Genomic DNA, 15,703 nt, shown 5'->3' with positions numbered 1-15,703 from the left:
TTCTAGCTTATCACGCATCCGTCGCGTGCGGATATGCTTCTTCTTCAAACACAAACAGGAGCTGACTCGAATTACATCGAATCAGCTCCTGTTGTTCAGCCGTGTACGACGAGTTCTCCGCCTTCTGCATCGATCGAGATGCGGGCACCGTCTTGTATCGCTCCACTGATCAGAGCACGTGCAAGTTTCGTCTCAATCGTCCGTTGCATATAACGATTGATCGGGCGAGCACCATATTGTGGTTCGAATGCTTCTTCGAATATCAGTGTTTTTGCTGCATCCGTGACATCAATCGTAATACCTCGTCCCGATAAGCGGTAAGACATCTTCTCGACTGCCTTATCGATGATCCGTTCGATTTCTGAACGATGAAGCGGATGGAACAGGATCGTATCATCGACCCGGTTCAAGAACTCCGGTCGGAAGTGACGCTTCAACTCTTGACGGACCGCTTCTTCTTCAGCAGCATCAATGACACCATCCTTCGCCGCTTCCAGTAAAATCGGTGCACCGATATTTGAAGTCATGATGACAATCGTGTTCTTGAAATCGACGACTCGTCCTTGTGAATCCGTCAGTCGACCATCATCGAGCAGTTGCAAGAGAATGTTAAAGACATCACCATGTGCTTTTTCGATCTCATCGAATAAAAGAACTGAATACGGGCTCCGACGAACGGCTTCCGTCAATTGACCGCCCTCTTCATATCCGACATATCCAGGAGGCGCACCGACGAGACGGGAGACGTTGTGTTTTTCCATATACTCCGACATGTCGATCCGGACGATATGATCTTCACTGTCGAACATCGCTGCCGCTAAGGCTTTCGCGAGTTCGGTCTTTCCGACTCCTGTCGGACCGAGGAATAGGAATGAACCGATCGGTCGATTCGGATCCTTGATTCCCGCACGTGCCCGGATGACAGCGTCCGCGACGAGACGGACTGCTTCATCTTGACCGAAGACACGCTCATGAAGCGTATCCTCGAGATAAAGTAATTTTTCCCGTTCGCCTTGTGCAAGGCGCGCGACCGGAATGCCCGTCCATTTGGAGACGATATCGGAAATCTCTTCTTCCGTTACCGCTTCCCGGACGAGTTCGTGCGAAACGTGTTCAGACGATTCTTCTGCGACTGTCAAACGTGCCTCAAGATCGGGGATTTGACCATACTTGATTTCGGATGCCCGGTTCAAATCATATCGTCCCTCTGCTTCTTGTAACGCTAATTTCGCTTTCTCAAGATCCGCACGTAATTGTTGGACACTTTGCGAACTTTCCTTCTCCCGCTCCCACCGTGTCCGAAGCGCGCTTTCATCTTCACGGACTGAACTGAGCTCTTGTTGTAAGACGGTAAGTCGTTTCCGGGATGCCTCATCCGTTTCTTTCTTTAATGCCGCCTCTTCGATTTCGAGCTGCATGACCCGACGAACGAGCGAATCGAGTTCGGCTGGCATCGACTCCATATCCGTCCGGATCATCGCACATGCCTCATCGACGAGATCAATCGCCTTGTCCGGCATGAAGCGATCGGTAATATACCGATTGGACAACATCGCTGCCGCAACAAGTGCATTGTCATGGATCCGTACACCGTGATGAATCTCGAACCGTTCTTTTAGCCCGCGCAGAATCGAAATCGTATCTTCTACATCCGGCTCCGCGACGAGGACTTGTTGAAAACGGCGTTCGAGCGCCGGGTCCTTCTCAATATACTTCCGGTACTCGTCAAGTGTCGTTGCACCGATACAGTGCAATTCCCCACGGGCAAGCATCGGCTTGAGCATGTTTCCGGCGTCCATTGCGCCGTCTGTTTTTCCGGCACCTACGATTGTATGGAGCTCATCGATGAACAGTAGAATCTGTCCTTCCGCCTCTTTGACTTCGTTCAGAACCGCCTGCAGGCGCTCTTCGAACTCACCCCGGTATTTTGCACCAGCGACGAGTGCACTCATGTCCAAACTAAACAATTGCTTATTCTTCAGGCTTTCTGGTACATCACCCCGGACGATTCGTTGCGCGAGTCCTTCAACGATCGCTGTCTTCCCGACACCGGGTTCTCCAATCAGGACGGGATTATTTTTAGTCTTCCGACTTAAAATCCGGATGACGCGCCGAATCTCATCATCACGACCGATGACCGGATCCGTTTTCCCAGACCGGAAGTCCGCTACGAGATCACGTCCATATTTTTTCAGCACATCAAACGTCTCTTCTGGATTTTTTGTCGTGACCTTCCGGTTACCGCGCATACTGACGATTGCTTCCCGAAGTGTCTCTTCCGTGATGCCTTGGCGTCGTAAATACTGAGCTGCTGGACTGGATTGTTTCATCAGTGATAACAGCAAGTGTTCGACGGAGACGTAATCGTCTTGCATCAGACGTGCTTCTGTCTCTGCTTCCGTCAACACATTCAGCAATGAACTGCCGATACGGGGAGTCGTCGCCTGCGACAAGGCAGGGAGTTTTCCAATCGCAGCATCGATATCTGCATTCAGTGTTTCGATTCGTTGATTCAGTTTTTCAAAGACGACGCGTGCGATTCCTTCTTCTTGAGCAAGCAAGGCGAGCAGCAAGTGCCACTCCGTGATTTCACTATGACGACGTTGTTTGGCAATGGCCTGGGCAGAGACGATTCCCTCATGTGCCCGGTCCGTTAAACGTTCAAAATCCATCTTTGATCACTCCTTCACCGCAAGTTGACGTTCCCACTCTTCATAAAAGGCATGGTCCATCTCAGGTAACTTGACTTCGAGTTGGACAAGTAATGCTCCGCGATGACCGTTTGGCTGACTGAGACCACGATTTGGAATCCGTAGTCGTGCCCCTGGTTTGGTTCCCGGTTTGATTTTTAATTTGATTCGTTTTCCTTCAAGTGTATCCGCAACGACTTCTCCTCCGAGGACGAGCGTCGTCGGATGGACACGAACGATCGCAATGACGTCTTGGTCGACCCGTCGGAACTGGTCGTCATCCTTCAGATGAATCGTCACGTAGACGTCTCCGGCGATACCTTGTCGGTTACGCATCGAACTTTTTCCACGCAATCGTACTTTTTTACCGTCATAGACGTCTTTCGGAAGCGTCAGTTGAATTGAACCGGTCGCGAGACGCACCGTGACTTTTTCGTTCGTACTGAGGTGCCCGAGCGGTACCGTCAATTCAAGTTCTTCATCCGCCGATACCTCTTCCTGACTGAAGAATGAACCGAACATGTCTTCAAATCCGAACGATTGTCCAGGTCGTGTCCGTCCACCACCGCCTCCGAACTGGCGGAATAAATCCTCGTAATCTCCAGCACCGCCGGCTCCAGCACCTGCCATCTGATCGAAGTTACTGCCGTATCGATCGTACTGTGCTCGTTTTTCCTCGTCACCAAGCACATCGAAGGCTTCTTGAATATCTTTGAAACGCTGATCCGCACTCGCTTCCTTATTGACGTCTGGGTGATACTGCTTCGCTAGTTTACGGTACGCACGCTTAATATCTTGATTCGATGCATCCTTTGCGACACCGAGAGTTTGGTAATAGTCTTTTGCCATTCGAATTCACTTCCTTTTCCAATACTTCATTACCTTAATTATAAAAGTCGCGCCTTAATTGGTCAAATATAGTCAAACTTTTTTTCTGACATTCTGTACTCTTTTCACTTTACGTCCTTGCGACAAACAAGTTTCATGGACTGAACCATGTTATACTGAGAGCCAAATAGGAAATGAACGACGGGAGGATTTACAGATGGACGGTAAAACACGCAAAAACATCACACCCGGTCTTAAAGTCAGCATCGTGCTGAAGCAAGATCAACGAACCGGTAAACGAACAGAAGGAATCGTCAAGGACCTTCTCACGAAATCGCCGCAACACCCGCACGGCATTAAAGTACGTCTAGAAGACGGTCAAGTCGGTCGTGTGCAAGAAGTTTTAGGTTAAGAAGACAACAATCGCTCGCCCTGATTCCTTTTCGGAGTCACGACGAGCGATTTTTTCATGCTTCAATAGCTTGTTCTAAATACCGCCACGTTGCTTCGACGAGAATACGGGCTGCGTCGAGCATCGCCGGCTCCTTGAAATCAAACTGTGGATGATGATGTGGTGGATACGAAGCATCCCCGGCTCCCGTGAAGAAGAAGGCACCGGGTACGTGTTGCAGATAATAGGCAAAGTCTTCGCCACCCATCGTCGGTTCAATCTCAAACACGCGATCGTCCCCTAAGACATCACATGCAACGGATTCAATTAATGCGGTGGGTGCAGCATGATTGACGACAGCCGGATACCCTTTTTCGTACGTAAACTGATACGTCGCTCCGACCGCCTCACAGATTCCTTTGATCGTCCGTTCCATCCGCTCGATGATCTCACCTGCCGTTGCTTCATCAAATGTCCGGACCGTCCCCGTCAATGCGGCCTGATCGGCAATGACATTAAACGTATTTCCGGCATGCAACGTTCCGACCGTGATGACTGCCGGCTCCAGTGGGTTGAGCTGACGGCTGACGATCGATTGCAACTCCTTAACGATCGTTGCACCAAGCAAGACGGCATCAATCGTCTCGTGTGGTTTCGCACCGTGTCCGCCTTTCCCGTAAAGAATCAGCTCGAATTTATCGGCAGCCGCCATGATTGGACCCGTTCGCACACCGACGTGTCCTACATCGATCGTCGACCAGAGATGCGTTCCAAAGATGACATCGACGCCTTCAAGACAACCGTCCGCAATCATATCGCGCGCACCACCCGGGACGACTTCCTCCGCATGCTGATGAATCAGAACGACGTTCCCCGGTAACGATTCCCGCTGGTGCATGAGCGTCTCCGCGACAGCGAGTAACGTCGCCGTGTGTCCATCGTGGCCGCACGCATGCATCACCCCTGGTACTGTCGAACGATAGGCAACGTCTTTTCCATCCGTAATCGGTAACGCATCAAAATCGGCGCGTAGCGCTACGGTCTTGCCCGGTTGCCCGCCACGGATGTACCCGACGACACCACGTCCGCCTACTCCTGTCCGGACCTCGACCCCAAGAGCTTCGAGGTGTCGCGCGATATAACGTGGTGTTTCGACTTCTTGAAACGACAACTCTGGATGCTGATGGAGATAGCGACGTCGTTCTACCATTTCCGGATATAAGGCAGTGATTCCGGCAGTTCTCTCCGACATATATGTATCCCCCTTATTTCTTTTGATGCAGTGTCTTGACGCTCTCCCGCGTAAATTGGAGACGTTCGAGCGTATCTTCATAATGTCCCGCAGCATAGGATAAGAACAAAACATCGATCGCAAACAGCTGGGCGAGTCGTGAACTGAGTGCGGCACTGCGAAGCGGTGCTTCCGGTGCACGCGATGTCCAGAGCGCGATATCCGCTAGTTGGCTGATCCGATTGTCCCCGAAACGTGTCAGACTGATGACCTTTAGTCCTTGGACTTTCGCCAAACGAATCAACTCGATGACCTCTTCTGTTTCACCGCTGTAGGAAATCGCAAAAAAGACATCTTCTGGACGGGCATTCGCCAAAATCGTCGCCAGCAGATGCTGGTCGGTTTCCTGAATCGCTAGTTTTCCAACACGGGTCCATTTTTGCGCGGCATCTTCTGCTACGACATGCGATGCCCCGATTCCGTAAAAATAGATTGCCCGTGCCTGATCGATGACATCGATCGCTTCCGCAATCCGGTCATCGTTCAACTGCTTCGCGGTATCCTGCAACGCTTGAATACTATTGCTGAGCGTTTTTTCAATCAGATCAACCGGACGTTCATCTTTTTCAATATCGTGATACCCTTTTAAATCCGTCCGCGCCGTATCAGCGGAAATCCGCATCCGAAGTTCTGGATATCCTTTTAGTCCGAGCGCGCGACAAAAACGAACGACCGCAGCGGCACTCGTATCCGATTCCTCTGCTAGCTGGTGGATTGTCATGCGCGCAATTTGGTTCATGTGCGTCAAGACGTAGTCTGCGACTTTCCGTGAGGACGATGGTAGTTCCTCCCGAACTGCACCGATTTGTGAATAGATACCGCCTTTCATCTGAATCTCCCCTTTATCATCTTCTTTAAACGAACTGACGATCCACGTCCCCGTCTATAGAACTGTTCTTCTTCCATTATGCTCTCTCCTACTGGCTTTCGTAAATCTAAAAAATGGGAGTTTGAAACAAAATGCCATTCTTCTTCCATACCCTTCCTATCCCATTCATACGCTTGTCGCTTTTCAGCAGTCGTCCTACAAAAAAAGCGACATTCCACTTCATCGGGAATGTCACTTCGTAAAGTTAAGGCAAGGGATGACACTGATGAAGGGATCAGCGGATCTTGACGATTGGTTTCTTCGTTTCCGGATCGAGGAACAGCATGGCTTCCGTATCACCGTTCAAATTGGTGACGGTAATCGTCGTCGGGATGTTTCGGTTATACTCCCAGCGATTCTCAAGCAAGTAGGTCACGTACTGAACGAACGCAACGAGTTCTGCCTTTCCGTAAAATTGAACAGGAATTTTCATCTCGAGCTTCTTGAGCTCCCCTTCTTGATAAAATCCTTCTCCCATCATACCGGTGTAGTTCGGGAAGTAATCCTCAAGGCGATCCTTGAAGAGATCGAATTTTGCAGCATCATCGCGCACATCGTTCGTCGCGCGTGCCGACGGATAATAATAGTAGCGTTCATCATAGTTCTTCCAGTCGTTCGAACTAATTTGGTTTCCACGACCGATGAAGGCAGACGATAAATAGTGACCGGATACTGGCGAACCTTCTTTTTCCTGTAAGTAGAGTGCAACATGAATCGGTGTCGTCTTCATGCCATCCGTCTTCCGCATCTTCTTGACTAATTCGTTCGCCATCCGTTTTCCTTCGGCGATGACTTTTTTCTCATCGAGTTTAACCGTATAGGTCGGACCGTAATTCTCATCTTGGAAGACATATTCGCTGTTGAGAACGAGTGCAATCGATGTCCCACCTAGCTCCAGTTTCTTATCTTCCTCGAGCATGTAGTCTTGTTCTAGGATATGCGATAGAATCAAAGGTGACTTTTGATTCTTTTCCTTGTAGGACTTACCGCTTGTGTAGGCTGGATTGAGACCTTCCGGATCGCTAGCACCATCGCCCGCTTTCCCTTTCCGGAGCAACCATTTGGCGATTTGATCCGCTTCAAGGAGTTGTCCTTCTTGGTAATAATATTTTTCAGGATCAAAAAATTGTGTGGAATGACGCATCAGACCGGTTTCGATCTCATCGAGTTCCAGCCGCGAACTGACACGTTTTTGTGTCATCCCGCGTGCAACGCTTGGCCGAAACGGTAAGACCGTCCGGTAATAGGAATCCGTCGTATCGATCGCCGGGCTGACGACGGCCTGGACTTCTTTCCCTTGTTCACTTTCCGTAATGACTTCTTTTGTATCGTTACTTGGCGAAAGGTCAAACGAACACGCACCTAAAAATAACGTGCTCGATAACGTCAACGCTACTGCTGTTTTATAGTTCATCTCTATTTGCACCCCATGTTTTCAAATCGTTCTCTTTATCATAACAGAATCGTTTTCCATCGGGGAAGGACAACTTTTCCCCTATTTTTCAAAAAAGAAGATGCGCTTCGGTGCATGCGAAAGGACGCACACTCATGACACGTCGTAAATTCATCGGACTACTTTTATTGATCGCCGGCATCACTTTGATTGCTTGGCCATTCGTCAGTGACTATCAGCGTGAACAAGCAGCTGCTGATTTGAAAGAACAATGGAAGCAAAGTCTAAAGACCGTCGCGGCGAAAGAGACGAAACAACCGCTCGCGAAATCCGGTGTCGGGCTACTCTCGATCCCAAGTATTGATTTCGAGCAAGTCATCTTAGAGGGTTCTTCTACTGCCGTACTTGATCGCAGCATCGGTCATATTCCGAAGACCGGCGCACCGGGCAAGGGGAATTACGCGCTTGCTGGGCACCGGAGTTTTACGGAAGGACTGCATTTCAATCGACTACCTGAGGTTAAAAAAGGTGATCACATCATCGTCACGACAAAAACACATCGGTATACATACCGCCTCACGTCAAGTCGTCTCGTCACACCGACGACGTTATCCGTCCTTGACCAATCTGTTGCTTCTCCGACGATTACATTGATTACCTGCGATCCACCGGAAACGGCGACGCATCGCCTCATTAAACAAGGCACCTTAATCCGGAGCGAGACGATTGCTTCGTGACAAGGATGAACACGAAAAAAGGAAGGCGGAATTCCGCCTTCCTTTGAAACTGAAGATAGTGTGCAATTTTTCTCTAACGAGAAGGATTGCGCTTTTTTGTTCGTCTCGCATCGTTTTCCTGGGACAAGCATCGCGTCGCTTCGCTTCGCTGCAGGGTCCCTCTTGCTTGTTTTTCCCTAGGAAGCGATGTCGAGGGAACAAAACGCTTCTCTGATACTTCTTCCCGGTATAAAAAGAATGACGCATTACACGCCACTCCTACAGGAAAAAGCGCAATTTTGCGCTGTCAGAGACAAACAAGACCCGTTTTCCTGCTCGAATGGAGCGGGAAAACGGGCTTGTGTCTCGCCTGAGGAAAGGGCGTGAAAAGACACGTCATTTTTGGGAGTCAGCCTTTTTGTCTATAGTCTGAAAGGAAGGCGGAATTCCGCCTTCCTTTTTATTTGATTGTTCTCATTCACTCTGCTCACGCTTCGTGTTTAGCGAGTTCTTCTAACAGACGCGCTTCATCCCAAATTTCGATACCAAGCGATTCAGCCTTCGTCAGTTTGGAACCTGCCTTCTCACCCGCGACGAGCACATCCGTCTTTTTACTGACGCTTCCCGTCACGTCGGCACCTAGCGCTTCGAGTCGTTTACCGGCCTCTGACCGTTTCAGGCTCTCGAGTGTTCCCGTCAGGACGATCGTTTTACCACCAAGCGGTGCATTTGTCTGATCGACCCGTTCGCCGAGGAACTGTTGGTTGACACCCAGTTGCTCCAGATCACGAATCAATGCCTGTGCTTCCGGATGTTCGAAGTACTTCACGATTGAATCTGCGATTTTCCCACCGATGCCGTCAATCGCGACGATTTCCTCGTAGGTTGCTGCCGCAATCCCTGCTAACGAATCAAAACGTTCCGCTAGGAGATACGCCGCTTTTTGACCGACAAGTCGGATTCCGAGACCAAACAAGAGACGCTCGACCGAGTTCTGTTTCGAAGCTTCGATTGCCGCAAGTAACTTATCGACGGACGTCTCACCCATTCGGTCAAACGTCAATAACTCGTCGCGATCGAGTCGGTATAAATCGGCAATCGTCCGGATTGCCTCGTGATCATACAATTGACGGACGACTTTTTCTCCGAGACCATCGATGTTCATCGCCTGACGCGAGACGAAGTGAATGATGCCTTCCATCAATTGCGCCGGACATTCCGGACTGACACAACGGATGTCGACTTCGCCTTCGAGACGGACGAGTTCCGACGCACATGCCGGACAATGGGTCGGGAAGACAATCGGTGTCTCTTCCCCTGTCCGTTCCGCTGTGACGACCTGTACGACTGCCGGAATGACATCACCCGCTTTTTTAATGATGACCGCATCATGTAACCGGATATCCTTTTCAGCGATGAAATCAGCGTTGTGTAGTGTCGCATACGTCACTGTCGATCCTGCGACGACAACCGGTGCAAAACGGGCACGCGGTGTGACTTTCCCCGTCCGACCGACACTGAAGTCAACGTCTTCGACCGTCGTCATGACTTCTTCCGCCGCGAACTTATAGGCTGTCGCGAAACGGGGACTTTTTGCCGTGAAGCCGAGCTCTTCCTGATCATCGTATCGATCGACTTTCAAGACGATGCCATCGATCTCATATGGCAGGCTCGCGCGTGCTTCCGTCCAATGTGCGATGTAGGCAAGAATCTCTTCCACCGTCTCACACGTCTGCATATGTTGATTGGTCGGTAACCCCAGTGAAGCGAGTTGTGCCATCGCTTCGCTGTGTGAACGGGCCGTCAACGTATTGACGCCGACGCCATAGACGAAGAGCGACAGATTGCGCGACGCCGTGATTGATGAATCAAGCTGACGCAAGCTGCCGGCTGCCGCGTTACGCGGGTTTGCGAACAATGTCTCTTCCCGGCTTGCCCGGTCTTCGTTCAAGCGTTCGAACGATTGTTTCGGCATGTACGCTTCCCCGCGCACCTCAACGGTCTCTTCCGCCTGCAGACGAAGCGGTAACGCTTTGATCGTCCGTAGATTCTGCGTGATATTCTCACCTACTGTTCCATCGCCCCGCGTTGCCCCACGGACGAACCGGCCGTCTTCGTATTTCAGCGAAATGGCCAGTCCATCGAATTTCAATTCGGCAACATACGTCGTCGAACGTCCGAGCGACCGTTCGATCCGGGCGACCCATTCGCGAATTTCCGTTTCATCAAAGACGTTTCCGAGTGATAACATCGGTAAATCATGCGTCACCTTCTCGAACGCTTCGAGCGGTGCTGCGCCGACACGTTGCGTCGGCGAATCTGGCGTAATCAGTTCCGGGTGCTCTGTTTCTAACTCCGTCAGTTCACGAAGCAGTTGATCGTACGTCGCATCCGGTACCGTCGGTTGATCCAGTACGTAGTATTCGTAGCTGTATCGGTTCAATGTTTGACGAATCTCGTCTATCCGTTGGCTTGCGTCCATCTGAGGTCCTCCCGTCATACCTTTTTAATCGGTGCGAATTTCGCTAAGAGTCGTTTGATTCCGACTGATGGGAAAGCAATGTCGATTTCAAGATTATCCCCTTCACCACGTGTCTGAACGACGGTGCCGAGTCCCCATTTCCCATGTTCCGCCTTATCGCCGACCGACCAACCGAGCGTTTCCGCACCGGACGTCTTCATCGCCGTCGGTTTGTTGATTGAACGACCGATGACCGCTTTCCCTTGCGGAACTGGACGATCTTCCCACGGAAGCGGCTTCGCTTTTTTACCGGTCCGCTCGATGACGACTTCCGGCAGCTCCGCTAAGAACCGTGATTCTTGGTTCGCGTTCGTCCGTCCGTACAGAGAGCGCATCCGCGCGTGTGACAGGTAAAGACGTTTCTCGGCACGCGTGATGCCGACATACGCGAGACGGCGTTCCTCTTCCATTTCGTCTTCATCTTGAAGCGACCGGCTATGCGGAAACAATCCTTCCTCCATCCCGATCAAGAAGACGACCGGGAACTCGAGTCCTTTTGCTGAGTGGAGCGTCATCAACGTGACCTGTTCTTCCGGATCCGTCTCATCGAGGGAGTCGACGTCAGCGACGAGTGTCAAGTCGGTCAGGAAGGCGATGATCGTCCGGTCTTCCGGATCGGCTTTTGCGGTCTCCTTCTCGAAGTTTTGCGCAACGGTAATGAACTCGTTGATGTTCTCAAGACGGCTCTGTGCTTCCAGCGTCTTATCTTCCTTCAGGACTTGACGGTAACCCGATTTTTCGAGTACTTCTTCAACCAGTTCCGAAATGCTGATGAATTCTTGCATCTGGCTGAGTCCAAGAATCATCGTCCGGAAATCCGTCAATTTCGCTGCCGTTTTCGGCGCGATGCTCGACAATTCGATATCACGGATTGCTTCCATCAGAGACACGCCCTGCAGGTCAGCAAAATCACGCAACTTATCAATCGTCGTCGCACCAATCCCGCGTTTTGGTTCGTTGACGATCCGCGCAAAGGACAGGTCTTCGTCCGGATTCGAGATTAAACGGAGATACGCCAGGACGTCCTTGATCTCTTTACGATCGTAGAACTTCGTACCGCCGATCATTTTATAGGGAACATTTGATTTAAGCAACGTTTCCTCGATCGCACGCGATTGTGCGTTCGTCCGGTACAGAATCGCGATATCACTCAGTTTCATCCCGTAGCGGAGTGAGTTCCGGATCTCCTGCACGATGTAAAAGGCTTCTTCGCGCTCATTGTCCGCCGTATGGACGATCAGCTTCTCGCCTTCGTCATTATCCGTCCAGAGTTTCTTATCTTTACGTGTTGAGTTGTTTTGAATGACATGGTTCGCTGCCTCTAGAATCCGTTTCGAAGAACGGTAGTTTTGCTCAAGTAAGATGACGGCTGCATTCGGATAGTCCTCTTCGAATGAGAGGATGTTCGCGATGTCAGCGCCACGCCAGCGATAGATCGACTGATCCGAGTCCCCGACGACACAGAGATTCTGATGCCCTGAAGCTAACAGGTTGACGAGATCATACTGGGCTTTGTTCGTATCTTGATACTCATCGACATGGATGTAGCGGAATTTCTTCTGATAATAAGCAAGAACATCCGGACTCTTTTTAAATAGTTCCGTTGTTTTCCCGATCAAATCATCAAAGTCGAGTGCGTTATTCCGGCGTAAGACCGCTTCGTATCCTTTATAGATTTCAGCAACCGTCTTCTCATACGGGCTCGTCACGATCGAGGCGTAGAATTCAGCACTGCGTAATTCATTCTTTTGTGACGAGATAATCGTCAGCATCGAACGCGGATCCCATTTTTTCGGATCTAAGTTTTGCTCCTTCAAGACGAGTTTGATCGCCGACTGCTGATCACTCGAATCAAGAATCGTGAAGTTGCGATCGTATCCCAGCTGATCGATATCGCGACGTAACATCCGGACACACATCGAGTGGAAGGTCGAAACCCAAATATCATTTGCGACGCCACCGACCAAGCGACCGATCCGGTCCCGCATTTCCCGCGCCGCCTTGTTCGTGAACGTAATCGCTAGGATATTCCACGGTGCGACTTGTTTAGCCGCCATCAAATAAGCGACCCGGTGTGTCAGGACGCGTGTTTTCCCGGAACCGGCTCCTGCCATGATCAGCAGTGGTCCGTCCGTATGTTTGACTGCTCTCGCTTGCTCGGGGTTTAGTCCGCTGACGAGCTGTTCACTCAAATTAAACATATCAATAGCCTCATTTCTTATATTCCGAACTTTTGTTCCTATATTTTATCGTGTCGCTGCGACAGTCGCAAGCGCTGCTTTTAAATCCTCATAAATGACGTTCCCGACGACGACCGTATCCGCATACTGTAACATTTCACGTGCCCGCTCCTCGGAGTCGATGCCACCACCGTAAAAGAGGCGTGCCTGCTTCAAGACATCACGCACGGCTGCGACTCGTTCCGGTTCCCCGTACATGCCGCTGTATTCGAGATACACGACCGGCAGACGGAAGACACTGTCCGCTAACTGCGCATAGGCAACGGTCTCGTCAAGCGTTAACGGTTTTGCCTGTGTCACGTGCGCAACTTTCGCATCAGGATTGAGGACGATATACCCTTCCCCGACAAGATCAGCGTGCGCCAGCATATGACCGACTTGTTCTAACGCTTCGACCTGTTTTTCAACGACATACTCTAACGTCCCGGCATTCAGGACCGTTGGTGTCAAATACGTATCGAACCCCATCGTCGCGGCTTCAAGCTCTGAAATTTCAAGTGCCACTGCAACCGGGTACCGTCGTAACCGCATCAAAAGATCAAGCGTCGCATCAAGGGTGATATCATCCGTTCCACCGACGAGAATCGCATCCGTCCCGGATGTTGCGATTGCCTGCAGGCTCGCATCATCGATTGGTTTTGCAGGATCTAGTTTAAAGACGTGTCGCCACTCATTAAAAGGTAATAACACAGTTCGTCCCATCCTCTCTTTCTCATTCCACATTCAGTATAAAACAAAAAACCATCTCGCGCAGGGCGGGATGGTCATGCTTGTGTCCGTCGCTTCGTCAAGAGCGACGCAAGCACCAAAGCAAAAACGGCATACACCGGCACGAACGCCCATGGTTCAGCTAAAAAGAAACCGAGGACCGGGACGTCGAGCAACGGTGAATCCGGCGAACAGAGTGCCCGACCATTGACGATTGCTAAAAATGGCAGGACAGGAACTGCAAAAATATAGGCGAAGTTGATCCAAAAGGCACGTTTCATAAAAGAGCCTCCTTATCCGATGATGACGGATTCCTTCGGATAGTTATAGTTTCGTTTCGGTTGGTTCGCCTTCAGGAGAAGAACGAACGAGATGACACCGATTCGACCGATGAACATCAAAATGGACAAGGTCCATTTGCCGACATCCGATAACTGATCCGTGATACCAAGTGATAGACCGGTCGTTCCGAACGCTGAACACGCCTCAAAAAACAGCACCAGGAACGGCGCATCCTCAACGAGTAGCAGCACGATCAGACCGATCATCGTCACACCGGTCGAGACGACGATGACGACGAATGCTTTCCAAATATCCGATTGTCCGATTTCACGACCGAAAATTTTAATGCCGTATTCACCGCGAATAAAGGCAACAACACTCAAGATAGCGACGGCAAACGTCGTCGTCCGAATCCCCCCACCGACCGAAGACGGTGACGCCCCAATGAACATCAAGAGCGATAAGACGAAAATCGATGCCTGCGAGAAGGAGGTGATGTCGACGGTCGTCAATCCACCGTTTCGCGTCGTGACGGATTGGAACAAGGCGTCAACGATTTTCTCATTGACCGGTAGTCCCTTAAACGATTGATTCCATTCGAACAACAACAACGATGCCGTTCCGAACAGGACAAGAATCAAGAACGTCGACGCCGTCAATTTCGTAAACAGTGAAAAGTGGTACGGCTGACGCGTCGCTTGGCGCGTCGCCCGGTACGAGATATAGCGCCGGACTTCGACGAGTACCGGAAAGCCGATTGCGCCGAGTGTCAGTAACAGTATTTGCATGAAGACGACGAACAGGTCTCCCCGAAACGGCAGGAGTGATTCACCCGTTATATCAAAACCGGCATTCGTCGTCGCACTGACCGACCCGAATAATCCTTGAAGCATCGCTTCACCAAGAGTCGGAAAATATTTCGTGTAATACAGACCGAGAATCAATGCCCCGATCAATTCAATCGAGACGATGATCAGGATGACTTCCCGGATGTATTTGACGACCCCTTGCATCGTCGTCTGGTTCTGATCTCGAACAACGAGTTGACGTTCCCGAAAACCGATCCGTTTTCCGAGAATGACCCACATCGCGATATGAAGAGACATCAAACCAATCCCGCTGACTTGCACTAAAATCATGATCATGAAGTAGCCGAACGTCGTGAACGTATCCGACACCGACACCGTCGTCAAACCGGTCACACTGACACAACTGACCGCCATGAAGACGAGGTCCGTGAAATCCCAGTCATAGTTTCCTTTCGTCGACCACGGCAGACCGAGCATGATGATCCCGATGATGACAGCGACGAAGTAAATGATGACGAGCGACTGGATGGGCGTCAGCCTCCGGATGAAATGTTGAATTTTATGTTGTAACGCAAAATCCAATGCGGTACGCCCCCCTTCACAGAAGTAGCGGATAACATTAGTTATCCGCTACTTCCTGCTCGATAAGACCTAGGCGGGCAAGCGCCAGGTCATAACCGCCCGAACCGTAGTTCAAGCAACGTTTGACACGCGAGATCGTTGCCGTCGAGGCGCCGGTCGCTTTTTCGATTTTGTGATACGTATTGCCTTCACGAAGTTGACGCGCAACTTCTAGCCGTTGTGCAAGCGCCTGGATTTCGTTGACAGTCGCTAAGTCTTCGAACAACGTATAACAATCTTCTAATGAATCCATCTTCATGATGGCCGTAAATAACTGATCTAATTCTTTTCCACGCAATTTATCGAGTTGCATCTTGTGACTCCCTTTCCCATTCAATTGCTCTT

Annotated in this window: 13 protein-coding genes; 2 read left to right on the top strand and 11 right to left on the bottom strand. The window is 50.5% G+C overall.

Annotated elements, in window-relative coordinates:
• Positions 1-95: 95 nt before the first annotated feature.
• Together clpB and ACRPK8_RS13940 are read right to left on the bottom strand one after the other, a co-directional pair.
• Positions 96-2,672 (bottom strand): ATP-dependent chaperone ClpB, encoded by a 2,577-nt coding sequence (gene clpB, locus ACRPK8_RS13945; RefSeq protein WP_432238693.1) that lies wholly within the window; start codon positions 2,670-2,672, stop codon positions 96-98.
• 6 nt (positions 2,673-2,678) lie between these two features.
• Positions 2,679-3,539 carry a DnaJ C-terminal domain-containing protein gene (locus tag ACRPK8_RS13940; RefSeq protein ID WP_432238692.1) on the bottom strand — a complete coding sequence of 287 codons (861 nt, stop codon included), beginning with the start codon at positions 3,537-3,539 and terminating at the stop codon, positions 2,679-2,681.
• Positions 3,540-3,735: 196 nt separating this feature from the next.
• On the opposite strand from ACRPK8_RS13940, the gene ACRPK8_RS13935 reads away from it, so the two are divergent.
• The gene (locus ACRPK8_RS13935; protein WP_432238691.1) at positions 3,736-3,930 is read left to right on the top strand and encodes a YwbE family protein; all 195 of its coding nucleotides are present in this window, start codon (positions 3,736-3,738) and stop codon (positions 3,928-3,930) included.
• A gap of 55 nt (positions 3,931-3,985) precedes the next feature.
• Here the strand turns inward: ACRPK8_RS13935 and ACRPK8_RS13930 are convergent, their stop codons facing one another.
• The 3 genes from ACRPK8_RS13930 to ACRPK8_RS13920 form a co-directional block, all read right to left on the bottom strand.
• On the bottom strand, positions 3,986-5,161 hold the full coding sequence (locus ACRPK8_RS13930; protein WP_432238690.1) for a M20 metallopeptidase family protein: 1,176 nt from the start codon (positions 5,159-5,161) through the stop codon (positions 3,986-3,988).
• Between the two features lie 13 nt (positions 5,162-5,174).
• Entirely contained in the window at positions 5,175-6,029 is an 855-nt protein-coding gene (locus ACRPK8_RS13925; RefSeq protein ID WP_432238689.1) for a MurR/RpiR family transcriptional regulator, read from the bottom strand.
• Positions 6,030-6,303: 274 nt separating this feature from the next.
• Entirely contained in the window at positions 6,304-7,482 is a 1,179-nt protein-coding gene (locus ACRPK8_RS13920) for a CamS family sex pheromone protein (RefSeq protein WP_432238688.1), read from the bottom strand.
• A gap of 134 nt (positions 7,483-7,616) precedes the next feature.
• Here ACRPK8_RS13920 and ACRPK8_RS13915 point away from each other — a divergent pair, with 134 nt between their 5' ends.
• Positions 7,617-8,198 carry a class D sortase gene (locus tag ACRPK8_RS13915; protein ID WP_432238687.1) on the top strand — a complete coding sequence of 194 codons (582 nt, stop codon included), beginning with the start codon at positions 7,617-7,619 and terminating at the stop codon, positions 8,196-8,198.
• 466 nt (positions 8,199-8,664) lie between these two features.
• On the opposite strand, the gene ligA is transcribed toward ACRPK8_RS13915, so the two are convergent.
• From ligA to ACRPK8_RS13885, 6 genes are all read right to left on the bottom strand, one after another.
• On the bottom strand, positions 8,665-10,659 hold the full coding sequence (gene ligA / locus ACRPK8_RS13910) for an NAD-dependent DNA ligase LigA (RefSeq protein WP_432238686.1): 1,995 nt from the start codon (positions 10,657-10,659) through the stop codon (positions 8,665-8,667).
• Positions 10,660-10,673: 14 nt separating this feature from the next.
• Entirely contained in the window at positions 10,674-12,899 is a 2,226-nt protein-coding gene (pcrA, locus tag ACRPK8_RS13905; RefSeq protein WP_432238685.1) for a DNA helicase PcrA, read from the bottom strand.
• Between the two features lie 45 nt (positions 12,900-12,944).
• A complete protein-coding gene (locus tag ACRPK8_RS13900) occupies positions 12,945-13,640 on the bottom strand; it encodes a heptaprenylglyceryl phosphate synthase (RefSeq protein ID WP_432238684.1) in 696 nt (231 codons plus the stop codon).
• Positions 13,641-13,702: 62 nt separating this feature from the next.
• On the bottom strand, positions 13,703-13,927 hold the full coding sequence (locus ACRPK8_RS13895; RefSeq protein WP_432238683.1) for a hypothetical protein: 225 nt from the start codon (positions 13,925-13,927) through the stop codon (positions 13,703-13,705).
• 12 nt (positions 13,928-13,939) lie between these two features.
• The gene (locus ACRPK8_RS13890; protein WP_432238682.1) at positions 13,940-15,319 is read right to left on the bottom strand and encodes a TrkH family potassium uptake protein; all 1,380 of its coding nucleotides are present in this window, start codon (positions 15,317-15,319) and stop codon (positions 13,940-13,942) included.
• Between the two features lie 37 nt (positions 15,320-15,356).
• Complete coding sequence (locus ACRPK8_RS13885; RefSeq protein WP_023467078.1) at positions 15,357-15,671, bottom strand: YerC/YecD family TrpR-related protein; 315 nt, start codon at positions 15,669-15,671, stop codon at positions 15,357-15,359.
• Between the last annotated feature and the right edge of the window lie 32 nt (positions 15,672-15,703).

Origin of the sequence: Exiguobacterium sp. TDN 0502 (assembly GCF_050846835.1) — a bacterium.
Taxonomy (GTDB): Bacteria; Bacillota; Bacilli; order Exiguobacteriales; family Exiguobacteriaceae; genus Exiguobacterium_A.
Note: the sequence above shows the minus strand (reverse complement) of the source record. Positions and strands in the feature narration are given on the sequence as shown.

Excerpts from the sequence above, each read along its gene's own strand:
- clpB (WP_432238693.1), bottom strand. The coding sequence starts at position 2,672 with ATGGATTTTGAACGTTTAACGGACCGGGCACATGAGGGAATCGTCTCT.
- ACRPK8_RS13940 (WP_432238692.1), bottom strand. The coding sequence starts at position 3,539 with ATGGCAAAAGACTATTACCAAACTCTCGGTGTCGCAAAGGATGCATCG.
- ACRPK8_RS13935 (WP_432238691.1), top strand. The coding sequence starts at position 3,736 with ATGGACGGTAAAACACGCAAAAACATCACACCCGGTCTTAAAGTCAGC.
- ACRPK8_RS13930 (WP_432238690.1), bottom strand. The coding sequence starts at position 5,161 with ATGTCGGAGAGAACTGCCGGAATCACTGCCTTATATCCGGAAATGGTA.
- ACRPK8_RS13925 (WP_432238689.1), bottom strand. The coding sequence starts at position 6,029 with ATGAAAGGCGGTATCTATTCACAAATCGGTGCAGTTCGGGAGGAACTA.
- ACRPK8_RS13920 (WP_432238688.1), bottom strand. The coding sequence starts at position 7,482 with ATGAACTATAAAACAGCAGTAGCGTTGACGTTATCGAGCACGTTATTT.
- ACRPK8_RS13915 (WP_432238687.1), top strand. The coding sequence starts at position 7,617 with ATGACACGTCGTAAATTCATCGGACTACTTTTATTGATCGCCGGCATC.
- ligA (WP_432238686.1), bottom strand. The coding sequence starts at position 10,659 with ATGGACGCAAGCCAACGGATAGACGAGATTCGTCAAACATTGAACCGA.
- pcrA (WP_432238685.1), bottom strand. The coding sequence starts at position 12,899 with ATGTTTAATTTGAGTGAACAGCTCGTCAGCGGACTAAACCCCGAGCAA.
- ACRPK8_RS13900 (WP_432238684.1), bottom strand. The coding sequence starts at position 13,640 with ATGGGACGAACTGTGTTATTACCTTTTAATGAGTGGCGACACGTCTTT.
- ACRPK8_RS13895 (WP_432238683.1), bottom strand. The coding sequence starts at position 13,927 with ATGAAACGTGCCTTTTGGATCAACTTCGCCTATATTTTTGCAGTTCCT.
- ACRPK8_RS13885 (WP_023467078.1), bottom strand. The coding sequence starts at position 15,671 with ATGCAACTCGATAAATTGCGTGGAAAAGAATTAGATCAGTTATTTACG.